Origin of the sequence: Solirubrobacter phytolaccae, from assembly GCF_027587195.1 — a bacterium.
Taxonomy (GTDB): domain Bacteria; phylum Actinomycetota; class Thermoleophilia; order Solirubrobacterales; family Solirubrobacteraceae; genus Solirubrobacter; species Solirubrobacter phytolaccae.
The window spans coordinates 18,420-38,779 of record NZ_JAPDDP010000029.1; the positions used below are offsets into that span (position 1 = coordinate 18,420).

Consider the following 20,360-nt stretch of genomic DNA (forward strand, 5'->3'; position numbering starts at 1 on the left):
GCGCGGCCGCGAAGGGCCGGATCTGCACCGAATCTCCTCAGGCCAGCCCGGAGCGCTGGGCCCAGAGTGCCGCCTGCGTGCGGTCGGTCGCGCCGATCTTCCGGCACGCGGCCGAGAGCGTGTTGCGCACGGTCTTGTGGCTGATGCCGAGCCGCAGCGCGATCACCTTGTTCGCGTGGCCCGCGGCGACGAGGGTGAGGATCTCGCGTTCGCGCTCGGTCAGGTCGGGCGGCGTCTCGCGCTGGGCCGACAGCACCTCTCGCGCCGCGCGCGGGTCCAGTGGCGCGTCGCCGTTGGCCGCGGCGCGGACCGCCCGCACGACCTCCTCCGGCTCGGCGTCCTTGAGCAGATAGCCCGTGGCGCCGGCGTCCAACGCCTCGAGGATGCGCGGGCGGTCGCCGAAGGAGGTGAGCACCACGACGCGGACGCCGTCGTCCGCGGCGAGGATCGCGCGCGTCGCCGCGGCGCCGTCCAGGTCCGGCATCTCGAGGTCCATGAGCACGACGTCGGGCCTGGAGGACGCGGCGAGCGTCACGCCCTCGCGCCCGCCGGCGGCGCTCGCCACCACCTCGAGGCCATCGGCGACGGAGAGCATCGACTCCAGGCCGGCCCGCAGCGCGGGATGGTCGTCGACGAGCAGGACCCGGATCACTGGACGGGCACCCGCGCGCGCACCGCGGTGCCGTCGCCCGGCGCGGAGTCCACGGTCAGCTCGCCGCCTGCCGACTCCACCAGGTCGTGGATGAGCGCCAGCCCGACGTGGCCCGGCCGCGGCTCGGCCCGTGTGAACCCGCGTCCGTCGTCGGCCACGAGCACGTCCAGCGACCCGTTCACGCGCTCGATCCGCAGGTCGATCCGGCTCGCGTCGGCGTGGCCGACGACGTTGCGCACGGCCTCCTGGACTGTCCGGTAGACGAGCGCCGCGGTGTCCGGCGGCAGCTCGTCGAGCTCGTCGTCGAGCACCGCCGCGACCTCCAGCGGTGTGGCCTGGAGCAGGTCGTCGACCGCGGAGCGCAGCCCGGCGCGCTGCAGGTTCGGCGGGTAGATGTCCACGAGCGCCTGGCGCAGCGCGCGGGTCGTGCGGCGCGAGTTGTCGGCCAGCGCGCGCAGCTCCGGGCTCTGGTGCGCGGCGGCCGCGCCGCTCAGCGCCATCGACAGCCCCGCCAGGTCCTGGATGACGCCGTTGTGCAGGTCGGCGGCCAACCGTCGCCGCTCGCGGTCGGAGGCCGCGATCTCGCGCTGGAGCGAGCGACGCGAGCGCCGCATCAGCACGATCGCGAGCGGCAGGTTCACGAGCTGGAGCGCGAGGACGCCGCCGATCAGGTACGGCGCGAAGCGGTCCAGCAGCGCGCGCCCGTCGGCCCGCACGGCGGTCAGCCGCCGGCAGGACTCGATCAGCACCCGCTCGCCGCCCGCGGTGACCACGGGCTGGTAGACGTCGAGCAGCTCGACGTCGGACGGCACGTCCTTGCCCGGCTCCAGCGGCCCGCCCATGCGCGTGTAGGTCTCGTCGCTGCGCAGCGCCGCGCGCATCGGCTGCGTGAGGCCCGAGGCGCCGTAGTCCGGGTTGCTGGAGTAGACGAGGCGGCCGTCCGGCCGGTAGATCGTCACGCGCAGCACCGGCTCCTGCAGCACGCCGGTCCGCAGTCGCGCGTCCAGCCGCTTCAACGCCGCGGGGTCGCCCGCGAGCACGTCCTCGTCGACGAGCGGCGCGATCACCGTCGTGGCCGTGATCCGGGTCACCTCGGTCGCGGCGGCAGCCGCCTCCTCCCGCCCGGCGCGCGCGAACGCGACGAGCACGAGCACGACGATCAGCACGACCGCAGCGAGGCCCGACACCACGAATTGAGCCACAGCCCAGCGTTCACCCGAACGGCGCATCCCAGGGCAGGTGTACCCGACCTGCGGGGCGATGCGACCGGGACGATCGTCCCAGTCGGCGCGGGACCGCCCGTGGGCAAGGTCGCAAGCATGGAATCCACACGCACCGACCTGGCCCTCCTCGCCGTACGCGTCGTCGTCGGCCTCACGTTCCTGCTGCACGGCCTGGACAAGCTCGGGGACCTCTCCGGCACCGAGCAGGGCTTCGACGGGATGGGCATCCCTGCACCCGCGGTCATGGCGCCGTTCGTGGCGGTGCTGGAGACCATCGGCGGCATCGCCCTGATCATCGGCGCGCTCGCGCCGCTGTTCGCGATCGGCCTCGTGATCAACATGCTGGTCGCCGCGCTGACCGTGCACATCGAGAACGGCTTCTTCGCCTCCGACGGCGGTTATGAGCTCGTGCTGCTGCTCGGCGTCGCCTCGCTCGCGATCGCCATCGCCGGCGCCGGGCGCTTCAGCGTCGACGCCACGCTGCGCATCGCCCAGAAGGTCCCCGGCTACCCCGGTGGTGAGCGTCGCATGCTGGCGTAAGATCGCCGCATGCAGGAGGAGAGAGCCAAACTGCAAGACGAGATCTCCGTCGCCATGGAGCAGGTGATGGAGAACATGGGCACCGGGACGTTGCTGATCCCCGAGCCGGTCCAGCGTGGGCTCGCGGAGAGCACGAACCCGACACTCGACCTGGAAGGCCTCCGGGTCCTCCGGGACGATCTGAACCACTTGCTGCGATGAGTTTCGGCGGGCGCTCCGGTCTGTGTTGCACATGACCGGAGCACTCGTTCGTCTTCGCGGTCCCCTGAAGCGCCTCGCAGGCAGCGGTGAGCTCGAGCTCACCGGCGCCACGGTCGGTGAGCTCCTGCAGCGCCTGGAGGTCGAGCAGCCGCCGCTGCAGGGCTGGATCCTCGACGAGCGGGACCGCATCCGCCGCCACATCAACGTGTTCGTCAACGGCGAACGCGGGCACGAGGACACGCCGATCGGCCCTGGGGACCGGGTCGACGTGCTGCCCGCGATCTCAGGAGGAAGCGCATGACCGAGTTGCTCGTCGGCACAAAGAAGGGCCTGTTCGTGCTCGAAGGCGACTCCGGGCAACCGGCGTTCGCGGTCACCGCGCGCGCCTTCGCGGGCGAGCCCGTCGAGTACGCGATGCGCGATCCGCACAGCGGGCGCACGTTCGCGACGATGACCTCACCCTGGTACGGGCCGAAGATCTTCTACACCGAGGACCCGGCGGCCGGCGACTGGGAGCAGGCACAGGGCCTCGAGCTGCCGGAGGGCGCGCTCGAGCGGATCTGGATCATCGTTCCCGACGAGGACGGCACGCTGTACGCGGGCGGCGATCCGGGCGTGCTGTTCGCGAGCCACGACGGCGGCGCCACGTGGGAGCTCAACCGCGCGCTGTGGGAGCACCCGACCCGGCCCGACTGGCAGCCGGGCGGCGGCGGGCTGTGCCTGCACTCGATCGCGCCGACGGTCGGCGCGCCGGGGCGGCTCGCGCTCGGCATCAGCGCCGTCGGCGTGTGGCTGACCGAGGACGGCGGCGCGACGTGGCGCCATGGCAATCAAGGCCTCCGCGGCCGCTATCTCCCCGACGAAGCGCCGGAGGACACGCTGACGCTGTGCGTGCACGACCTCCAGCGCGCCGCCCGCGAGCCCGACCGGCTGTTCATGCAGTTCCACGGCGGCGTGTACCGGTCCGACGACGCGGGGGAGAGCTGGACCGACATCGGCGCCGGGCTGCCTTCCGACTTCGGGTTCCCGCTCGTGCTGGACCCCGCCGATCCCGACAGCGCCTACGTGATCCCGCTCAAGGCCGACAGCGACCGGGTCACGCCCGACGGACGCGTCGCGGTCTATGAGACGCGCGACGCGGGTGCGACGTGGACCGCGCGCGGCGAGGGCCTGCCGGCCGAGCACGCCTACCTGACGATCCTGCGCGAGGCGTTCGACCGGCGCGGCGAGGGCGACGGGCTCGAGCTCTACTTCGGGGCCACGAGCGGCGACGTGTTCGGCTCCGGTGACGCGGGCGGGAGCTGGGCCTGCGCGGCGACCCGGCTCCCGCCCGTGTACTCACTTCGGGTCGCGTGAGCCCGCCTTCGCGGGCCGGTTGACGACCCGCTTGGTCGGCGCGGAGGCAGTGGCCATGGTGCCGTCGTCGTTGGTGGCGGCGACGGTCACGCGCAGCTTGCGCCCGATGTCCTTCGTGGACGGGCGGTACTTGGACCTGCCGGCGCCGCTGATGCTGACCCACTTGTTCTTCGTCAGCCGCTGCCAGCGGTACTTGAAGCTCGTCGGCTGGTTGATCCACTCGCCCGGCGTGGCCTTCAGCGTCGCGCCGCGGCGACTGGAGCCCTTGATCTTCGGCTCCCGCTTGGGGGTCGGGACGGTCGGCGCCTCGGTCACCTCACCGCCGCCACAGGCCGGGGCGATCTGGTCGCACGGCGCCAGGAACGCGGAGTCGTACGTGTTCCAGTGCGTCGCGAGGTAGCTGCCGGGCGCCGGCGCAGGGCTGAAGTAGTCGTCGCGGCCGCAGTCGAAGCTGACCGTGATGGCGCCCGGGACCGGCCCGCACTCGTTGACGAGCTGGCTCGCCGCACCTTGGTCCTCGGCGTAGCACATGACGTCCACGCCCTGCCAGCAGTGGCCGTACGCCGGGTTCTGCTGGCCGCGCGGCTGCGTCGAGTGCGGCGCGCCCCACTGGACGGCGCCGAGCGTGTGCGTGATCTCGTGCAGGAAGCCCTCGGGCCAGAAGCCCAGCGCGCCGGCGCCGGGCGCCTCGCCGCCGTCCTTGGTGAACAGGACCGCGGTCAGCGCGCCGTTGTTGTGCGGGTTCTGCGGCCCGGGCACCTCGCCGGACGGGCCGGTGATCGTCTCCGCCAGCCCGCGTTCGCTCCCGATGCTCGAGAGGCTGTCGGCGAGCACGACCGCGTTGCGCGCCCCGCCCTGGTTGCCCAGCGCCTTCTGGACGTCCTGCGCGACCGCCCGGAAGTTGTCGACGTACGCGGCGTGCGCGCCGGGGAGCGCGACGACCTGGAGGTCCACGTACTGCGGCCCGCAGCGCGTGCCCATGTCGAAGCGCAGGGCCTTGGTCCCGCCGGCCTGCGCGGCCAGGTAGCGGTTGACGATCGAGACGTTGGCCTGGAGCGCGTCCTGCCAGCCGGCGGCGCGGTTCGGGCGGTCGGCGGCGAACGCGTAGACGACCTTGATCTGGGCCGCGTCCGCCGGGAACGGGGCGTTGGCGGTGCCGTTGCTCGTGGTCTCGTCGCCGCACCACGCGGCCGGGATGCCGTCGGCGGCGCTCTCGCCGGCCGCGGCGCGCGCGGTCTGGACGGTGTCGATCAGGTTCAGGTTCGGGATGTCCTTCGGCGTCTCGCCGTGGACCGTGGTCTTGGGCGAGTCCGGCGCGACGATCACCGGCAGGGCCAGCGCGGCGAGCACCAGCAGGGTCGGGCGGAGCATGGGCGACCTCAGGGCTTGGCGCCGAAGTTGGCGGTCACCGTCGCACCGGTCGTCGGGTCCTTCGGCACGCCGAGGCGCACGCCGAACCCGATCTCGCGGTAGCTGCGGTTGACGATCGTCCGGCGGTGGCCGGCCGAGTTCATCCAGGCCTGCATCATCGCCTTGGGCGTGCTCAGCTCAGCGGTGCCCCAGGCGAGGTTCTCGCCGAGCGACCAACCGTCGTAGCGGCGCGTGTAGCCCGCGGCGATGATGCGGTCCACGAACGTCTCGTCGCCACGCTCGTGGCTGAAGTAGCCGTTCTCGACCATGTCCGAGGAGTGGCCGGAGGCGGCTCGTCGGAGCTTGGCGTTCTCTCTGAGTTGTGGGAGCCCGCGACCGGCGCGCTCCTCGTTGTGCAGGCACAGCAGGGCCTCACGCACCTGCGGAAGATTGTCCGCGGTCGGCGTGAGGTCCTGGTTCGGGCAGGCCGCGAAGGCGGCTGAAGGAGTGGCTAGAGCGGTGAAAGCGAGTGTGACGGTGATGAAAACGCGGGGGCGCAATGTTGCCTCCAGGAACAGAGTGGACGTTCCTCCTGGAGGCCAGAACGTGTCCAGCCCGCGAAACTGACGCTCTACTCAGGCGACGACGGCGACCTCGGATTCGACGTTTGCCGCCGCATGCAGCAGAATGCTTTGAGCCAGCTCGAAGCGTTCTTGCGCGTCAGAGGCGGTTCTCCCGATTACGGTCATTCCAATGCGCCCTAATTCGGTAAGAGCGCTGAGCATGTGAAAGACGACCCCGCACCCGTCAGGATCCAGACGGGGACGATCCGCAAGCGCGAACAACGCGCCGTTGCCGAGCGCCGACAGGCATGGAGAAGCGAGGTAGTCGGTGGCGACGTAGTGGCGAGTTGAGCCGTCCGCGGCGCGAAAAGTCGCTGCATCCGCGTCGTAAGTTCCGCCCGTCACCAGCTCTAGCGCATACAGGGGGTGCGTCGTCGCGCCCTTGCGCAGGTTGATCTCGATGGCGTACGCGCTCCAGCTTCCGGAGCGATTGCGCGCCACGATGAAGTCGATCGCCGCGCGGCCGATCGCGCCCGCGGCCACCAGCTCCGCCCCGATCCGCTCGGCGGCCTCGGTGATCGCGCGCGCGTAGGCGGGCTCGGCCGGGAAGCGGCAGCCGACGCACATGTCGTCGCTGAGGATCTGGTCGTGCGTCGACACGACCTGGGTGCCGGTGGGGGAGAGCTCGAGCTGGACGCTCGGGCTGCGCAGCTCACGCGCGACGATCCGCTCCTCGACGATCCCGCCGCCGCGCTCGAGGCGCTCGAAGTACTCGTGCGGCGCGACGTTGACCGCCTGCAGGCGCATCGCGTCCACGCGCTCGGCGATCTTGGCCAGCTCGGGGCGCGTGCCCGCGCGCGGAAGGCCGCGCAGCTCGACGATCGCGTTGCCCTCGCCCGAGACGCCGTCGTCGAGCTTGACCACGACCTGGCCGAGCCGCGGACGGACCGCGCGCAGGCGGGCGATCGCGGCGATCACGTCGGCGCGCGTGTACACGTGCTCGATCCCGAGCGGGTGCGCGACGCCGACGCGCGCGAACAGCTCACGCCCGCCGCTCTTGGTGCCCAGGTAGGCGAGCGCGGGATCGGCGCCCTGGACGGGCAGGTCGAGCTCCTTGCCGAGCGCGTACTCGAGCTCCGTGCACACGTAGGGAACGAGGTAGGCGTCCTCGTGGTCCTCGATCGCCCAGCGGATGCGAGTGAGCAGGGTCGGGCGCTCGAGCAGCTTGGCGCTGAGGGGGCGGAGCGACGGGTCGTCGGCGCTGATCATCGTCAGCCGCTCGCGGGCGCCGCGACGCAGGCGCTTGGGCAGCAGGTCGAGGTAGTAGTCGACGATCTCGTCGGCCACCGGGTTCGACGTTACGTAGACCACATGAAGGCTCGGATCGCGCAGTTTGAGCAGCAAGCAGAGCAGGCGTTCTTCGTACGCCTGTGTCTCTGCTGGGGGCTCATGGAACTTCTCGATCGTCCGGGACGGGACGACCACAACCGTCTGCGCTCTCCTCATGGCGCGCGGAAATATGACGACTGGAAGGGCGCCTTGCCACCCCTCCAAGGGATAAATATTCACACCGAGGCGTAGATTGGACGAATGGATGTAGCGGCGGCCCTGGCGACCGCGATTCTCATGTCCGCCTGCCCGGCGGAAACGCCGCCCGCGATGGCCCTCGACGGGGTCCCGCAGGTGCTGGTGGCGGGCCGTTCCTACGAGGTCGGGCTGGCGTCCACGGGGGCGGGAACGGCGGTGTCGGGCTGGACGCTCGGCGTGTTCGACCGGCTGGGGCGCGGCTGGTCGGCGGACCTGCCGTCGCTCGGGTTCCGGCAGGCGTTCAGCGTCGGCATGACGGGGGCGCCGTACGCGGTCTCGGGCGCGTACGTGGAGTCGCTGCTCGGTGGCGGGACCTGCACGCGCACGCTGTCGTTGTCGGTGCCGGTGGAGCGACGGGTGTTGGGCGTGGTCGCGTGCCGGCGGGGCGAGGTCGAGCCGCGGACGCTGACGCTGGGCTGCGACGACGCGCAGCGGGTGCGGCTGCGCGGGCTCACGTGGCGCGGCTGGAACGACGACGTGGCCGTCGGGCGCGGCGCGGGTGGCGTGCGAGTCCGGCTGTCACGGCCGCGCGAGTGCGCCGAGCTGGACGGGTTCATCTACACGCGAGCGCGCGTGGACGGCCGGACCTACCGGGTGGACTGCCCGATCACGGACTGATTCGCGGCGGCCGCGGCGAGCGCCTTGCGGACCGCGAGGATCGCCGGCGATCGGGCGGCGGCGGTCCGCGCCGCGGTGAAGATCGTCCGCTCGACCTCCCCCTCGGCGATCGGGCGCGCCGCGACCTGGGGCGTGGCGGTGGCGATCAGCACGGGCAGGATCGTCACGGCCTGGCCGGAGGCGACGAGCGCGCGCAGGATCAGGCCGTCGTCGGTGCGGTGGTGGATGTCGGGCGCGAAGTTCCCGAGCCGGTTGCAGAGGTGGTCGACGGCCGCGGCGTGGCCCGTGCCCGGCTTGCCGGCCGCCCACGCGGCGTGCTCGACGGCGGCGAGCGGGATCGGGTCCTCGGTGGCGGCGAGCGGATGGTCGACCGGTACGACCAGGTGCACGGCCTCGCGCAGCAGGTCCTCCCGGTGCACGTCGTGGTGGCGCGGGACGGGCGTCACGTCGTACTCGCTGCCGACCACCAGGTCCACCTCGCGCGAGCGCAGGTCGGCGATCCCGGGCGCCGTCTCGTACTGCACGACCTCGACGCGCAGATCCGGCGCCGCGTCCGCCAGCGTGGCGAGCGTGCCGGGCAGGAGCGCGAGCGCGGGCGTCTGCAGGAACGCGAGGCGCAGGCGGCCGCGCGGCGCGTCGCTCAGTGAGGCGAGCTCGGCGCGGACGGCTTCGTCCTGTTGGAGGGCCTGCGCGGCGTGGTCGGCCAGCCGGTGTCCGGCGGGGGTGAGCTGCAGCGTTCGCCCGACCTTGCGCAGCAGCTGCGTGCCGGCTTCGCGCTCGAGCTCGGAGAGCTGGACGGAGACGGAGGACGGGCTGTAGTCGAGCGCCTCCGCGACGGCGGCGACGGTGCCGCGGCGGGCGAGCTCGTGCAGCAGGCGCAGGCGCCGCAGCTCCATCATCGTTCGGATTCTTGCACGGGTTGCGTTCGGAAACGTTCGCTGGAAGTGAATGGCTTTGTGACCGAAGGTGAAGGGCATGGTCGTTCCGCTCCTCGCCGCTCCCACCCTGATGCTCGCCGTGACCGCCGTCGAACGCCGCGCCGGCCCGGCCGCCGCGGGGGTGATCGCGGCGGCGCCCCTGTCGATCGCGGTGATCGTGCTTGCTCTGGGTGCCGAGGGTCCCGCCGTCGCGGCGAGCGCCGGCGCGCACGTGGTCGCGCAGGTCGCGTTCGCGCTGGCCTTCGCGCTCGTGATCGTCCGGCGCGGTGCGCTCGTCGGGCTGGCCGCGGCGTCATCAGCGTTCGTGGCCGTCTCGCTGCTCGTCGCGCTCGTCCCCCTCTGGCTGGCCACCGCCACCGCGGTGCCCGTCCTCTTTTTATCGTCCTGGGAACATAAAGCCCCAGGTCCTTTATCTTCCCGGGAACCTAAACGTCCAGGACGTTAAACTTCCGGCGAGCCCGTCGACGCGCGGGTCGGCGCCGTGATCGTGTTCGGGATCGTCGGCGTGTCGCTGGTCACGGCCGACCTGCTCGGGCCGGCGGCGGCCGGGATCGTCGCCGCGTTCCCGTCGCTCAGCGCGACGTTCGCGCTGCTGGTCGCGCGGGCGCGCGGGGTGGACGCGGCGGCGTCGGCGCTCGGCGGGCTCGTCGTCGGGCTGCGCGGCTACTTCGCGTTCTGCCTGGTCGTGGCCGGCACCGGGTGGGTCGCGCTGGGCGTCTTGGCGGCCGTGGCGATGAATTGCGGACTCGGGCGCCGTCTGAGCTTGCATGGCACTTCCCGAGATCGTCACTGAGCACGAATGGCGGGCGGCGAACGCCGCGCTGAACGCGAAGGAGAAGGCCGCGACGCGGGAGCGGGACGCGCTTGCGGCTGAGCGCCGGCGTCAACCGATGACGCCGTTCGCCACGGACTTCGTGTTCAACGGCGAGCTGTCGCTGCTCGACTTGTTCGAGGGCCGGCGGCAGCTGATCCTCTATCACTTCTGGTTCCCGGAGGACGGCGAGGCCTGCGGTGGCTGCACGATGTTCACGGACCAGGTCTCCGAGCTCGCGCACCTGCACGCGCGCGATGTGTCGTTCGCGCTCGTCTCGCGCGCCTCGCAGGAGCGGATCGCGGCCTACAAGGCGCGGATGGGCTGGTCCGAGATCCCGTGGTACACGGACGAGCTCGCGTTCCAGGAGGCGTGCGGGACGACGGAGTACTTCCGGCTCCAGGTCTTCCTGCGCGACGAGGACCGCGTCTACCTGACCTACGAGACGACCTCGCGTGGGGTGGAGGCGCTGGGCTCGGTCTGGACCTTCCTCGACCTGACGCCCTTCGGGCGCCAGGAGGAGTGGGAGGACACGCCGCCTGGCCGGCCGCAGTCGCCGCCGTACCAGTGGTGGCGCAAGAAGGGCGAGTACTAGGTGAGCTTCTGACCCAGGAACAGGGTGCGGCCGGGCGGCTTCGGCTCGACCTTGAAGCCGAGGCTGGAGTAGAGCCCGATCGCGCCCGTGTTGGTCTCGTTGACGTCGAGCTCGATCCGCTTGCAGCCGCGCGCGCGGGCGCGGTCGATCGCGGTCTGGACGAGCGCCTTGCCCAGGCCGGTGCCGCGCGCGGAGTCGCGCACGTAGACGTCCTCCAGCCAGCAGTCCTCGGTGCCCGTCCAGGCGGAGAGCCGGAAGCGCAGCTGCGCGAGGCCGTCGGTGCCGGCGAGCAGGAACACCGTGTTCGGGTCCTCGAGCAGCTTCGCGGCGGTCGTCCGGAACGTCTCGTCGGACGGCGTCGTCGAGTCCCACCAGTCGCGGAAGGCAGCCAGCAGCGCGGTGACGGTCTCCAGGTCCTCAGGCCCGGCGGTGCGGATCTCCGGCACCTAGAACCCCCGGACCTTCGTGATCGCGATGTCGACGGTGGTGCTGTACTCCTGCGCGAATCGCTCGGGCGTCATCTTCAGATTGTCGAGGCCGCTCTGGTACTTCTCGACGTAGGCGGTGTGCTCGTGGGCCGGCTCGACCTCGCCGAGGACGGTCGCACGGCCGTTGAGGACGACGACGTCGCCGCCCGTCTCCGTGCCGCGGAAGTTGAGCGACACCTTCGGGTTCTCCTGCAGGGTGCGCACGCGCAGGCTGCCCGGCAGCGTGTAGATCCGGACGGTCTCGGCGCCGTCCCAGATGAACCACACCGGGTTCGGGACCGGCTGCCCGCCCGGCGTGACCGTCGTCAGCCAGACGACCTCGTCCTCGGTGAGATGCTGCGCGACTCGCTTCCCGAAGTCCGTGCTCTCGTCGATCATGCCCCGATCGTATTGAGGCGGCTACTTCCGCTTCTGCCGCGCCGTGTAGCTCTTGCCCTTGCGCACGACCTTGTTGATCTTCTTGACTTGGTCGCGCACCGTGACCGTGCCCTGCGTCACCTTCGTCACCGTGCGATCGCAGTAGTCCGTCACGAGCCACTTCGTGCCGCGCACGGTCGCCGCGCTGTATTTGCCCTGCGTGCGGAACGCGCCCTTGCCGTCGCCCCACAGCTTGCGGGTCTTCTTCTTCGCCGCCGCCGAGGACGCCGTCTTCTTGGCCTTCGTGCAGCTGAGCTGCTCGGTGAGCGTCAACGTCGTCAGCGGCCGCGCGCCCTTCGTCTGGCTGATCTTGAAGATGCCGTCGAAGAACTTCGCCTTCCCGCCCTGCCCGGCGGCCGTCAGCTCGATCGTGCCCTTGCGCGCGTCCACCTCGGTCCCGACCGGCAACAGCCCGGCGGTCTTCAGGTCCACGTACCGGTTGGTCCTCGGCAGCTTGACCTTGACCGTGCCCTTCACGGGCTCCGCGTTGACCGTGGTGCCGGCGACGGGTGTGGCCACCGGCGTGGCGGTGGGAGTCGGCGTCGGGGTGGGCGGCGGCTGCTGCGGCGGGGCCGTCGAGTTCAGGAACGACATGAAGCCGTTGAGCGTGTCCGACGTGACCACGAGGTCCGGCTGCCCGTCCCGGTTGAAGTCCGCGGTCGCAGGGAAGTACGCGCGTTCGAGCGGCAGCGACGTGTCCAGCGTGGTCCCGCCGGACAGGACCGTCACGACGCCGGCCGCGTTGCCGGTGACCGCGATGTCGGGAGTGCCGTTTCTGTCGAAGTCCGCGGTCGCCATCCCGAGCGGCCCCGCGGGGATGGGCACGATCGGGCCCGCGTCGAAGCCGTTGTTGGCCGCGTTCCGATACAGGAGCGTCACCGTGCTCGGGTCGCCGCCGCGCGTGCTGACGGCGACGTCGGTGCGGCCGTCACGGTTGAAGTCCGCGGCCACGACGCCGCTCGGCGTCGCGCCCACAGGGACCGTCGTCTCGGTCGTGAACGCCGTGCGGCCGGGGTTGCGGAGCAGGATCGACACGCTGTTGGAAGCCTCGTTCGCGACCGCCACGTCGAGGGCGCCGTCGGCGTTGAAGTCGGCGAGCGTGAGCTGACGCGCGCTCGAGCCGACCGTCGTGATCTCCTGGTTGGAGAACGTCCCGTCGCCCTGCCCGCGGAGGACGTTGAGGCCCTGGCTGCTGAAGTTCGTGGCCACGAGGTCGACGAACCCGTCGCCATTGACCTCGCCGACGGCGATCGCGCTCCCCTGGCCGCTGAGCCCGACGGATTGTCCGACGGTGAACCCGCCCGCTGGGTTACGCAGGAAGATCAGCACCGAGTTGAAGACGAAGTTCGCCACCGCGATGTCGTTCAGGCCGTCACGGTTGAAGTCGGCGGACACGCCGAAGTTCGGGCCGGAACCGACGCCGGTGCTGTACGGCGATCCCGCTTCCTGCACAAAGCCACCGGTGGGCTGGCGCAGATACACGTTCATCGTGCTGCCCGTGCCATTGATCACGGCCACGTCCGGGAACCCGTCGCCATTGAAGTCGTTCGCGACGACGCCGTACGCGGCGTTGCCGGCGGGGAACGGAGAGCCGAGCTCGGTCGTGAAGACGCTCGCGGAGGCGCTCGCGGGAAGCGCCAGCACAACGACGGCGGACAGCAGCAGACGCTTCATCGGTCGATTCTCTCGCATCCTGAGTGAGGACTAGCCTGGTCGAATGGACGAGGCGCAGATGGAACAGTCGGAATACGGACGAGTTGCGGCGACCGAAGGCTGGTTCACGGTCAACGTCAGGGATTCGGCCTGGGTGCGTAGCGAGTACTTCGGCGACGCGTGCATCTTCGAGGGCGGCGTCGGCTTCCCGCAGATCGGCTACACGCTCTGCGTCCTCCAGCCCGGCCAGCCGAACGGCATGTACCACCGCGAGGGCAACCAGGAGGACTTCCTCGTGCTGCAGGGCGAGTGCCTGCTGATCGTCGAGGGCCAGGAGCGCCGACTGCAGGCCTGGGACTTCTTCCACTCGCCGCCGGGTTGCGACCACATCCTCGTCGGCGCGGGCGACGGTCCGTGCCTCGTGTTCGCGATCGGCGCGCGCGTGAACGGCGACGAGACGCTCTACGTGCGTGACGAGACGGCGCTCAAGCACGGCGCGGGTCCGGAGCAGGACACGCCGGACAACAAGGTCGCGTACGCGCCGTTCCCGAAGTGGGTCAGCGGCCCGCCGGAGTCGTTCGCCGGGCTGCCGTTCGCCTAGCTCGATGCACCAGTTGTCGGCACGCTGACCTCGGAACGCCCACGACGGGGGAGAGAATCCCTGGAGATCGCCTATAGGGCACATGCGATCGCTTGCAGCGAGCCCCGTTGGCCAAGACATTGAGCCGGGAGACGATCCGAGTTGAGACCGGTTCACACTGTTGTCGCTACCGCCTTGGCGCTGGCGAGCTTTTTCGTCGCGGCCAGCCCTGGGCACGCTGACACCTACTGGGTTCGACAATGCGTCGGTGGACAGACGAGTCCGGCGTTCTGGGCGCCTGTCTCCGGAGCCGCTCCAGTCACGGGGGTGTTCTACGCCACGAACGCGTGCGATGTGACCAATGGCGGCGTCTTCGGGTTCATCGTCCAAGGTCCCGTCCGCGAGTACTCGACGCTCCCCCAAGGCACGCAGGTCGCGCTGCAGTTCACGGCGCCGGACTCGACCTGGGTCGCGGGCGTCGCGGCGACGGCCTATTCACAAGCGGGACCGGTCGGCCGTCAGTTCGCGGCACAGCTGTGGAACCCGGACACCGGCTCCACCCTCGCCCAGCTGGCGGCGACGGCGGTGCCAGCGTGGATCCCGTTCGAAGTGGCGTTCACGCCGAGCATTCGTGTCGCGGCGGGGCTGCGGTGTCTGAACCCGTCCGGTTGCTTGATCGGCAACCTGGCCGTCGGACCGAGCATGTCCGAGCGCATGCATCTGAGGGAAGTCAGGTTCGGGATCGAGGATCCCGACCCGCCGGTCATTTCCGGAAGTGCAACTACCTCGCCAGAGTGGCGTTCGAGCGGGACGGACAACTTCGACTTCGCTGCGACAGACAACATCGGGATCCAGGAACTGCGCATTCGAGTCGATGGCATTGATGCCGCCGCGTCGCGCATCCCCTGCTACGACGCTGCGTCGAACGTCGAGTCTCGCCCATGCGCCGGATTCAACTCCACGGCAAAAGCGGTTGTGCAGCTGGCTGCTCTGTCGAACGGACGACACGTGGTCACGGTCGAGGCGCGCGACCCCGGCGGGCTCGCGACAACACGGACCTAGGTCATCCGCGTCGATCGAGCAGCGCCCGGGGCGCCTCGTGAGCTCGGACTGACCGCCAGCGACGGTTGGCGTCGCGACAACCGATTCGAGATCACATGGGCCAGACCTCCAGAGAGCGATGAAGCATCGCCCTTGGCCGGCAACGAGTACGAGTTTTGCCCCTCGACGAACTCGGCGTACGACAGCGCAGGGTGCGTTCGGACAAGGAGCAGCTTCGACGCCACCCGCGCAAAAGACGACGTGAGTGTTCCCGCTGAGGGAGCGTGGCGGCTGCGTGTCGCGCACCGCGATGCGGCTGCCAACACCGACCTTGCCAACTCGACGTCACCGGGGCCGCTGAGATTCGACGCTACGCCTCCATCAGGGGAGTTCGAGCCGTTCGATCCTCGCGACCCCTCTCGGATTTGGCTGCGGGCGTCGGACGCGACGTCCGGCGTGGCGCGAGTGGAGATCGAGGCCCGGAGCGACGGGGAGACGGCGTGGCACACGCTCAAAGTCGACGGGGATGCCGGAAGCTATTCGGCCGTGCTCGACGATGCGCTGTACCCGCGCGGAAGCTACGAGGTGCGCGCTCGCGTGTTCGATCGTGCCGAGAACGAGCGCTCGATCATGCAAACGGCTCAGGGCACGCCGCTGCGCGTCGCGTTGCCGGTGCGGGTCGAGACGCGGATGGACGCCGGACGTGCCACGAAGATTCGTACGAACAAGCGCGGCAAGCCGAAGTACAAGCAGGTGCTGGACGCGCGGCCGGTGGTCGCGTTCGGGCGGACCACGACGGTCTCGGGGAAGGTGACGGACCCGGCCGGCAATCCGCGGGCGGGCGTGGTCGTCGACGTGCTCGAGCGCGTGGACGCTCCGGCACGGCCGTGGCAGGCGATCGGGACCGTCCAGACGAACGCCGCCGGGATGTTTACGTTCAAGGTGTCCAAGGGCGCTTCGTGGACGCTCCGGTTCAGCTACGGCGGGAGCCCGACGACGCAACCCGCGAGCAAGGAGGTCGAGCTGCGGGTGCGGGCAGCGGCGACGATCGCTCCGGACCGGCGCGTGCGGCGCAATGGCGATGAGGTCGTGTTCAGGGGACGCGTCCGTTCGGGGCCGGTCCCCGAGGCGGGCAAGCTCGTCACGCTCCAGGCGCTCACGCGGCGGGGATGGACGACGTTCGGCAATGCGCGAGCGAGGGCCAAAGACGGACGGTGGAGCTACCGGTACCGGTTCACCGGCACGACCGTTCGCTCTCGGTACACGTTCCGCGTCGTGGTGCCGGCGGAATCCGGATATCCATATGCGCGAGGGGCGTCGAAGACGACGCGGGTGATCGTGAACCCCTGACGGAGCGCGTTGATCTGGCCAACAGGTTCCGCTGCGATCATCGGACCTATGGACGACGACACGCCGAAGAGCTTCGAGGACGCGCTGCGCGAGATCGCCGACGAGGTGCAGCGCGGTTTCCAGCGCTTCCAGGCCGGTGACTTCGAGGACGTCGCGCGCACGTACGGCGTCGATGCGGACCGCGCGAAGCAGTTCGTGGACAACGCGGGTGAGTGGCTGCGCGCCCAGGCCGAGAACCTTGGTGGGATGCCGGGCACGCCGTCCGCGCCGACTCCGGCGTCGAGCCCGGGTCAGTCGCAGCCGGCGGGCAACTGGACGGACCCGCTGAGCGGGGCCGGGCCGGACCCGTTGGACCGGCCGACCGACGAGCAGGGCCGCGCGCTCGCCGCGCTGGACTCCGGGCGCTGGACGATCGAACCCGGCACGTCGATGCTGACGTCGCACGGGGAGGGTCCCGGTCCGCGCGACGCGCTCGGGCTGGTGCGCGAGCTGCGCGTGCGGGACTGGATCGACGCCGAGGGCGAAGTGACGATGGTCGGCGCGGCCGCGCTGCGGCGCTGGCTGGACGCCTGACGCTGAGTCGGCCCGCCGCACACGTGGCGGGCCGGCAGCACTCCTAGCGGGCGGGCTTGCCCGTCTCCTTGGGCTTGTCCTTGTCGCGGCCGTTGGCGTTGCCGCGCGGAGCTTCGTCGCGCTTGCCCCGCGGGGCGTCGTCGGACTTGCCGCGCGGACGGTCGGTCACCGGCTTCGGCGGCGCGGGATGGTGCGGCTTGCCCGGCTTCGGCTTGTGCGGCTTCGGCTTCTTGGCCTTGGGCGTGTTGAGCTCGGCGCAAAGCACGAGCTCGCCCGGCGCGCCGTTCGCGCCCGCGCGGAACACGCCGACGAAGTAGCGCTGCGTCTTGTCGACGCTGAACGACTTCGAGCGCGCGGTGGCGTTGCCCACGCCGGAGCGCGAGGTCCGCAGCGTGCGGTACTTCCAGCCCGGCACATCGGTCCCGGCCGGAGCGTCCGCGGCGCACGCCGACGGCGCCGACTGGAGCCGGTAGACGTACGTGGTCCGCGACGCGAGCCGGCGCACGTGCACGCTGAGCTTGTCCTCCCGCTTGCCGTCGACCAGCTGGACCTTGCCGAACTTGCCCGTGACGTAGTCGCCGTCGGCGCCGGCGTACTCGAACGTCCCCTTGTAGACCTTGGCTTTCGAGGGCTTGGGCTTGGCGAGCGCCGCCCCCGGCGCGGCGAGCACCGAGCCCGCCGCGAGCAACGCGATCAATCGGTTCATGTGACCGGCAACGTGAGGTCCGCGGGTCGGTTGGGTTCAATATGTCAACGACGATGGACACCGCCCCGGTACGGATCGACAAGTGGTTGTGGGCCGCACGGCTCGTGAAGACGCGCGCGCTGGCCGTGGACGCCATCCGCGGCGGGCGCGTGAAGGTCAACGGCGCGCCCGCGAAGCCGAGCAAGGACATCAAGCCCGGCGACGAGATCGAGTTCAGCCAGGGCGTGATCCGGCTCACCGCGCGCGTCAACGGCACCGCGGAACGGCGGCTGCCGGCCTCCGGGGCCGTCCAGCTCTACACGGAGACCGAGGAGAGCCGGACGCAGCGTGAGGCCCGGCTCGCCGAGATGAAGATGACCCGGCCGCAGGGGGTCGACCGCAACGCGCGGCCGACCAAGCGCGACCGCCGGCAGTTCGACCGACTACGCGGCCGCGACGACGACTAGGGGTGCCCGAGCAGGGGACGCTCTGACACGTTCTCCCCTGGTCGGGTGGGCCCCCGTGGGTTTTCTCCTACGGCGGGAGTCGCACGCCGGTGCGCGCCACGCGGAACCAGCGCGCCGCGAACGGCTCCAGCTGCAGCGTCGCCGGCAGATCGCACGACGCGTCCCCGAACAGATCCACCAGCGCCTCGCCGTCCTCGACCGGCAACGCGACCGTCGCCGGCTTGCCGGACAGCTCGTGCACGGCGACGATCGTCGCGTCCTCCCAATCCACGCGATGGGCGAACACGGACTCCACGTCCACGTCGAGCACGGTCAACGCCCCGAAGCCCAGCTCCGGGCACTCGCGCCGGCGCCGGATGAGCCGCTCGAACCAGTTCAGCAGCGACCCCGGGTCGCGCCGCTGGTCGGTCACGTTCACCCGCTCGGGCCCGAACGCGCCCTCGACCATCGGCCGGCGCGACTCCACACCGGGCAGCGTGAAGCCACCGTCGCGGGCCCACTGCATCGGCGCCCGCACCGCGTAGCGACCTTCGATCTCGAGGTTCTCGGCCATCCCGATCTCCTCGCCGTAGAACAGCACCGGCGTGCCGGGGAGCGAGAACGCGAGCGAGTACATCATCCGCACCGCGCGCTCGTCGCCGTCGAGCATCGTCGGCAGCCGCCGCCGCAGCCCGCGACCGTACAGCTGCAGCGACTCGTCCGCGCCGAAGCGCGCGAACACCTCCGCGCGCTCGTCATCGCTCAACTTGTCCAGCGAGAGCTCGTCGTGGTTGCGTACGAACCGGCCGAGCGAAGCGGCCCACGGCACCTCGGGGTACGAGCGCAGCACGCGCGCGAGCGGCTCCGCCGAACCGCGCGCCAGCGCCAGGTACAGCGCCTGGTTGCCGATGAAGTCGAGGACCATGTGCAGCTCGTCGCCGTCCTCGTCGCCGAGGAACTTGCGCACGTCCTTCGGCGGCAGGTTGACCTCGCCGAGCAGGACCGCGTCGCCGACCCGCCGGTTCACGTACGCCCGCAGGTCGCGCACGATCTGGTGCGGATCGTCCAGCGCCCCCTCGATCAGGAACGGCACGGCGTCCACGCGGAACCCCGACAGCCCCTGCTGGAGCCAGAACCCCATCACCTGCGCGAGCTCGTCGCGCACGGCGGGGTTCGCGAGGTTCAGGTCGGGCTGGTGCTTGTAGAAGCGGTGCTGGTAGTACTGGCCGGCCTTGCGGTCGTACGTCCAGTTGGACGTCTCCTGGTCGGGGAAGACCAGGTCGCCCGGCTTCTCCGGCGGCTTCTCGTCCACCCACACGTAGAAGTCGCGGTAGGGGGAATCCGGTGAGGACCGCGCCGCCTGGAACCACGGGTGCTGATCGGACGTGTGGTTCATGACGAAGTCGACGATCACGCGGATGCCGCGGTCCCGGCACGTGCGCACCAGCTCGGCGAAGTCGCCGAGGGTCCCCAGGGCGGGATCGACCGCGTAGAAGTCGGTGATGTCGTAGCCGTCGTCGCGGTTGGGGGAGGGGTAGAACGGCATCAGCCACAGCACGCTGATGCCGAGCCCGGCGAGGTAGTCGACGCGCTCGGTCAGCCCGAGCAGGTCGCCGCAGCCGTCGCCGTCGGCGTCGTAGAACATCTCGACGTCGAGGCAGTACACGACGGCGTTCTTCCACCACAGATCGCTGGAGACCTTGACGCTCATAGGGCAGGCAGCACCTTCGAGCCGAACGCGTCGATGAACGGGTCCAGGTCCTGGCCGACGTGGTGGATCGCGATGTCGGTGAAGCCGAGCGCCGCGAACTCCTGCAGCCACGCCACGTGCTGCCCCAGATCGGACGAGACCAGCACGCTCTTGTGCACGTCCTCGGGGCGCACGTGCGCCGCCGCGGCGTCGAACGCCTCGGGCGTGTCGAGGTCCCAGCACACGGGCGGGTCGAACAGGTTCGTGCGCCACTGGTCATAGGCGATCGCGAGCGCCTCCTCGTCGGTCGGCGCCCAGCTCACGTGCACCTGCAACACCCGCCGGCCGTCCGTGCGCCCGAACGCGTCCAGCATCCGCCGCAGGTGGTCGATCGGCGCGTTGACGGTCGCGAACCCGTCCGCCCACTCAGAGCCCCACGCCGCGGTCTTCTCGCTCACGGCCGCGACGAGCAGCTCCGGCGGCGTCGCCGGCAAGGTCCACAGCCGAGCGCGGTCCACGACCACGTGCCCGGAGTGCGAGACCTCCTCGCCCGCGAACAGCGCCCGCATCACGTCCACGCACTCACGCAGCCGCGCGTTGCGGTCGGCCTTGTCCGGCCAGCGCCCGCCGGTGATGTGCTCGTTGGACGCCTCGCCCGAGCCCAGCGCGACCCACAGCCGCTCCGGGAACATCTCGCTCAGCGAGGCGGCCGCCTGCGCGATGATCGCCGGGTGATAGCGCTGTCCCGGCGCGTTGACGACGCCGAACGGCAGCGAGGTCGAGGCGAGCGCGGCGCCGAGGAACGACCACGCGAACCCGGACTCGCCCTGACGCACGCTCCACGGCGCGAAGTGGTCGGACGACATGCCGCCCGTGAATCCGGCCTGCTCGGCGTGGACGATCGACTTCAAGAGCCGTGATGGCGGGATCTGCTCGTGCGAGCAGTGGAGGGCAATCCGGGGCACGCACGCTCACTACCCGCTCACACAGCGAGGGAACGTTA

Annotated in this window: 26 protein-coding genes; 14 read left to right on the forward strand and 12 right to left on the reverse strand. The window is 70.8% G+C overall.

The features are described 5' to 3' along the window. Positions 1 to 37 precede the first annotated feature (37 nt). Together OJ997_RS16805 and OJ997_RS37625 are read right to left on the reverse strand one after the other, a co-directional pair. Complete coding sequence (locus OJ997_RS16805; RefSeq protein ID WP_270026331.1) at positions 38 to 652, reverse strand: response regulator; 615 nt, start codon at positions 650 to 652, stop codon at positions 38 to 40. Then, the gene (locus OJ997_RS37625) at positions 649 to 1,854 is read right to left on the reverse strand and encodes a sensor histidine kinase (RefSeq protein ID WP_270026332.1); all 1,206 of its coding nucleotides are present in this window, start codon (positions 1,852 to 1,854) and stop codon (positions 649 to 651) included. The genes OJ997_RS16805 and OJ997_RS37625 overlap by 4 nt, the downstream gene beginning before the upstream one ends. 117 nt (positions 1,855 to 1,971) lie before the next feature. On the opposite strand from OJ997_RS37625, the gene OJ997_RS16815 reads away from it, so the two are divergent. Genes OJ997_RS16815 through OJ997_RS16830 form a run of 4 tightly spaced genes read left to right on the forward strand, consistent with a single transcriptional unit; the run spans position 1,972 to position 3,972 of the window. After that, the gene (locus OJ997_RS16815) at positions 1,972 to 2,415 is read left to right on the forward strand and encodes a DoxX family protein (protein WP_270026333.1); all 444 of its coding nucleotides are present in this window, start codon (positions 1,972 to 1,974) and stop codon (positions 2,413 to 2,415) included. A gap of 9 nt (positions 2,416 to 2,424) precedes the next feature. Further along, the gene (locus OJ997_RS16820; protein WP_270026334.1) at positions 2,425 to 2,616 is read left to right on the forward strand and encodes a hypothetical protein; all 192 of its coding nucleotides are present in this window, start codon (positions 2,425 to 2,427) and stop codon (positions 2,614 to 2,616) included. Between the two features lie 31 nt (positions 2,617 to 2,647). Beyond that, positions 2,648 to 2,917 (forward strand): MoaD/ThiS family protein, encoded by a 270-nt coding sequence (locus tag OJ997_RS16825; protein ID WP_270026335.1) that lies wholly within the window; start codon positions 2,648 to 2,650, stop codon positions 2,915 to 2,917. Beyond that, positions 2,914 to 3,972 (forward strand): WD40/YVTN/BNR-like repeat-containing protein, encoded by a 1,059-nt coding sequence (locus OJ997_RS16830; RefSeq protein WP_270026336.1) that lies wholly within the window; start codon positions 2,914 to 2,916, stop codon positions 3,970 to 3,972. Before OJ997_RS16825 ends, OJ997_RS16830 begins: the two co-directional genes overlap by 4 nt. On the opposite strand, the gene OJ997_RS16835 is transcribed toward OJ997_RS16830, so the two are convergent. From OJ997_RS16835 to OJ997_RS16845, 3 genes are all read right to left on the reverse strand, one after another. Continuing rightward, positions 3,955 to 5,343 carry a hypothetical protein gene (locus tag OJ997_RS16835; RefSeq protein ID WP_270026337.1) on the reverse strand — a complete coding sequence of 463 codons (1,389 nt, stop codon included), beginning with the start codon at positions 5,341 to 5,343 and terminating at the stop codon, positions 3,955 to 3,957. The two genes, OJ997_RS16830 and OJ997_RS16835, sit on opposite strands and share 18 nt — an antisense overlap. Before the next feature lie 8 nt (positions 5,344 to 5,351). After that, entirely contained in the window at positions 5,352 to 5,762 is a 411-nt protein-coding gene (locus OJ997_RS16840; RefSeq protein WP_270026338.1) for a CAP domain-containing protein, read from the reverse strand. 195 nt (positions 5,763 to 5,957) lie between these two features. Then, the gene (locus OJ997_RS16845) at positions 5,958 to 7,232 is read right to left on the reverse strand and encodes a hypothetical protein (RefSeq protein WP_372517905.1); all 1,275 of its coding nucleotides are present in this window, start codon (positions 7,230 to 7,232) and stop codon (positions 5,958 to 5,960) included. A gap of 24 nt (positions 7,233 to 7,256) precedes the next feature. On the opposite strand from OJ997_RS16845, the gene OJ997_RS16850 reads away from it, so the two are divergent. Both OJ997_RS16850 and OJ997_RS16855 read left to right on the forward strand, forming a co-directional pair. Then, entirely contained in the window at positions 7,257 to 7,466 is a 210-nt protein-coding gene (locus OJ997_RS16850) for a hypothetical protein (protein WP_270026392.1), read from the forward strand. Positions 7,467 to 7,475: 9 nt separating this feature from the next. After that, positions 7,476 to 8,090: a hypothetical protein gene (locus OJ997_RS16855; protein WP_270026339.1), complete on the forward strand. Its 615-nt coding sequence runs from the start codon at positions 7,476 to 7,478 to the stop codon at positions 8,088 to 8,090. Here the strand turns inward: OJ997_RS16855 and OJ997_RS16860 are convergent. After that, positions 8,060 to 8,989 carry a LysR family transcriptional regulator gene (locus OJ997_RS16860; RefSeq protein WP_270026340.1) on the reverse strand — a complete coding sequence of 310 codons (930 nt, stop codon included), beginning with the start codon at positions 8,987 to 8,989 and terminating at the stop codon, positions 8,060 to 8,062. The genes OJ997_RS16855 and OJ997_RS16860 overlap by 31 nt on opposite strands. 76 nt (positions 8,990 to 9,065) lie before the next feature. Between OJ997_RS16860 and OJ997_RS16865 the strand changes: the two genes are divergently transcribed. Genes OJ997_RS16865 through OJ997_RS16875 form a run of 3 tightly spaced genes read left to right on the forward strand, consistent with a single transcriptional unit; the run spans position 9,066 to position 10,434 of the window. Next, complete coding sequence (locus OJ997_RS16865) at positions 9,066 to 9,473, forward strand: hypothetical protein (protein WP_270026341.1); 408 nt, start codon at positions 9,066 to 9,068, stop codon at positions 9,471 to 9,473. 36 nt (positions 9,474 to 9,509) lie between these two features. Next, positions 9,510 to 9,821, forward strand: coding sequence for a hypothetical protein (locus tag OJ997_RS16870; RefSeq protein WP_270026342.1), 312 nt, complete (start codon positions 9,510 to 9,512; stop codon positions 9,819 to 9,821). Next, entirely contained in the window at positions 9,796 to 10,434 is a 639-nt protein-coding gene (locus OJ997_RS16875) for a DUF899 family protein (protein WP_270026343.1), read from the forward strand. Before OJ997_RS16870 ends, OJ997_RS16875 begins: the two co-directional genes overlap by 26 nt. On the opposite strand, the gene OJ997_RS16880 is transcribed toward OJ997_RS16875, so the two are convergent. Genes OJ997_RS16880 through OJ997_RS16890 form a run of 3 tightly spaced genes read right to left on the reverse strand, consistent with a single transcriptional unit; the run spans position 10,431 to position 13,013 of the window. After that, entirely contained in the window at positions 10,431 to 10,880 is a 450-nt protein-coding gene (locus tag OJ997_RS16880; RefSeq protein ID WP_270026344.1) for a GNAT family N-acetyltransferase, read from the reverse strand. The genes OJ997_RS16875 and OJ997_RS16880 overlap by 4 nt on opposite strands. Next, positions 10,881 to 11,300: a TIGR03667 family PPOX class F420-dependent oxidoreductase gene (locus OJ997_RS16885; RefSeq protein WP_270026345.1), complete on the reverse strand. Its 420-nt coding sequence runs from the start codon at positions 11,298 to 11,300 to the stop codon at positions 10,881 to 10,883. 21 nt (positions 11,301 to 11,321) lie between these two features. Then, positions 11,322 to 13,013 (reverse strand): FG-GAP repeat domain-containing protein, encoded by a 1,692-nt coding sequence (locus tag OJ997_RS16890; protein ID WP_270026346.1) that lies wholly within the window; start codon positions 13,011 to 13,013, stop codon positions 11,322 to 11,324. 58 nt (positions 13,014 to 13,071) lie between these two features. On the opposite strand from OJ997_RS16890, the gene OJ997_RS16895 reads away from it, so the two are divergent. From OJ997_RS16895 to OJ997_RS16910, 4 genes are all read left to right on the forward strand, one after another. Further along, the gene (locus tag OJ997_RS16895; protein WP_270026347.1) at positions 13,072 to 13,593 is read left to right on the forward strand and encodes a cupin domain-containing protein; all 522 of its coding nucleotides are present in this window, start codon (positions 13,072 to 13,074) and stop codon (positions 13,591 to 13,593) included. Between the two features lie 306 nt (positions 13,594 to 13,899). Then, positions 13,900 to 14,634 (forward strand): hypothetical protein, encoded by a 735-nt coding sequence (locus tag OJ997_RS16900; protein ID WP_270026348.1) that lies wholly within the window; start codon positions 13,900 to 13,902, stop codon positions 14,632 to 14,634. Positions 14,635 to 14,766: 132 nt separating this feature from the next. After that, on the forward strand, positions 14,767 to 15,963 hold the full coding sequence (locus OJ997_RS16905; RefSeq protein WP_270026349.1) for a carboxypeptidase-like regulatory domain-containing protein: 1,197 nt from the start codon (positions 14,767 to 14,769) through the stop codon (positions 15,961 to 15,963). A 48-nt stretch (positions 15,964 to 16,011) separates the two neighbouring features. After that, the gene (locus OJ997_RS16910) at positions 16,012 to 16,536 is read left to right on the forward strand and encodes a hypothetical protein (protein ID WP_270026350.1); all 525 of its coding nucleotides are present in this window, start codon (positions 16,012 to 16,014) and stop codon (positions 16,534 to 16,536) included. Between the two features lie 43 nt (positions 16,537 to 16,579). Here OJ997_RS16910 and OJ997_RS16915 read toward each other — a convergent pair whose 3' ends face one another. Then, positions 16,580 to 17,242 (reverse strand): hypothetical protein, encoded by a 663-nt coding sequence (locus OJ997_RS16915; protein WP_270026351.1) that lies wholly within the window; start codon positions 17,240 to 17,242, stop codon positions 16,580 to 16,582. 53 nt (positions 17,243 to 17,295) lie between these two features. Between OJ997_RS16915 and OJ997_RS16920 the strand changes: the two genes are divergently transcribed. Beyond that, positions 17,296 to 17,688 carry an RNA-binding S4 domain-containing protein gene (locus tag OJ997_RS16920; protein ID WP_270026352.1) on the forward strand — a complete coding sequence of 131 codons (393 nt, stop codon included), beginning with the start codon at positions 17,296 to 17,298 and terminating at the stop codon, positions 17,686 to 17,688. 67 nt (positions 17,689 to 17,755) lie between these two features. On the opposite strand, the gene OJ997_RS16925 is transcribed toward OJ997_RS16920, so the two are convergent. Further along, positions 17,756 to 19,378, reverse strand: coding sequence for an alpha-amylase family protein (locus tag OJ997_RS16925; RefSeq protein ID WP_270026353.1), 1,623 nt, complete (start codon positions 19,376 to 19,378; stop codon positions 17,756 to 17,758). After that, the gene (locus OJ997_RS16930) at positions 19,375 to 20,322 is read right to left on the reverse strand and encodes a TIGR03885 family FMN-dependent LLM class oxidoreductase (RefSeq protein WP_270026354.1); all 948 of its coding nucleotides are present in this window, start codon (positions 20,320 to 20,322) and stop codon (positions 19,375 to 19,377) included. Before OJ997_RS16930 ends, OJ997_RS16925 begins: the two co-directional genes overlap by 4 nt. Positions 20,323 to 20,360 lie beyond the last annotated feature (38 nt).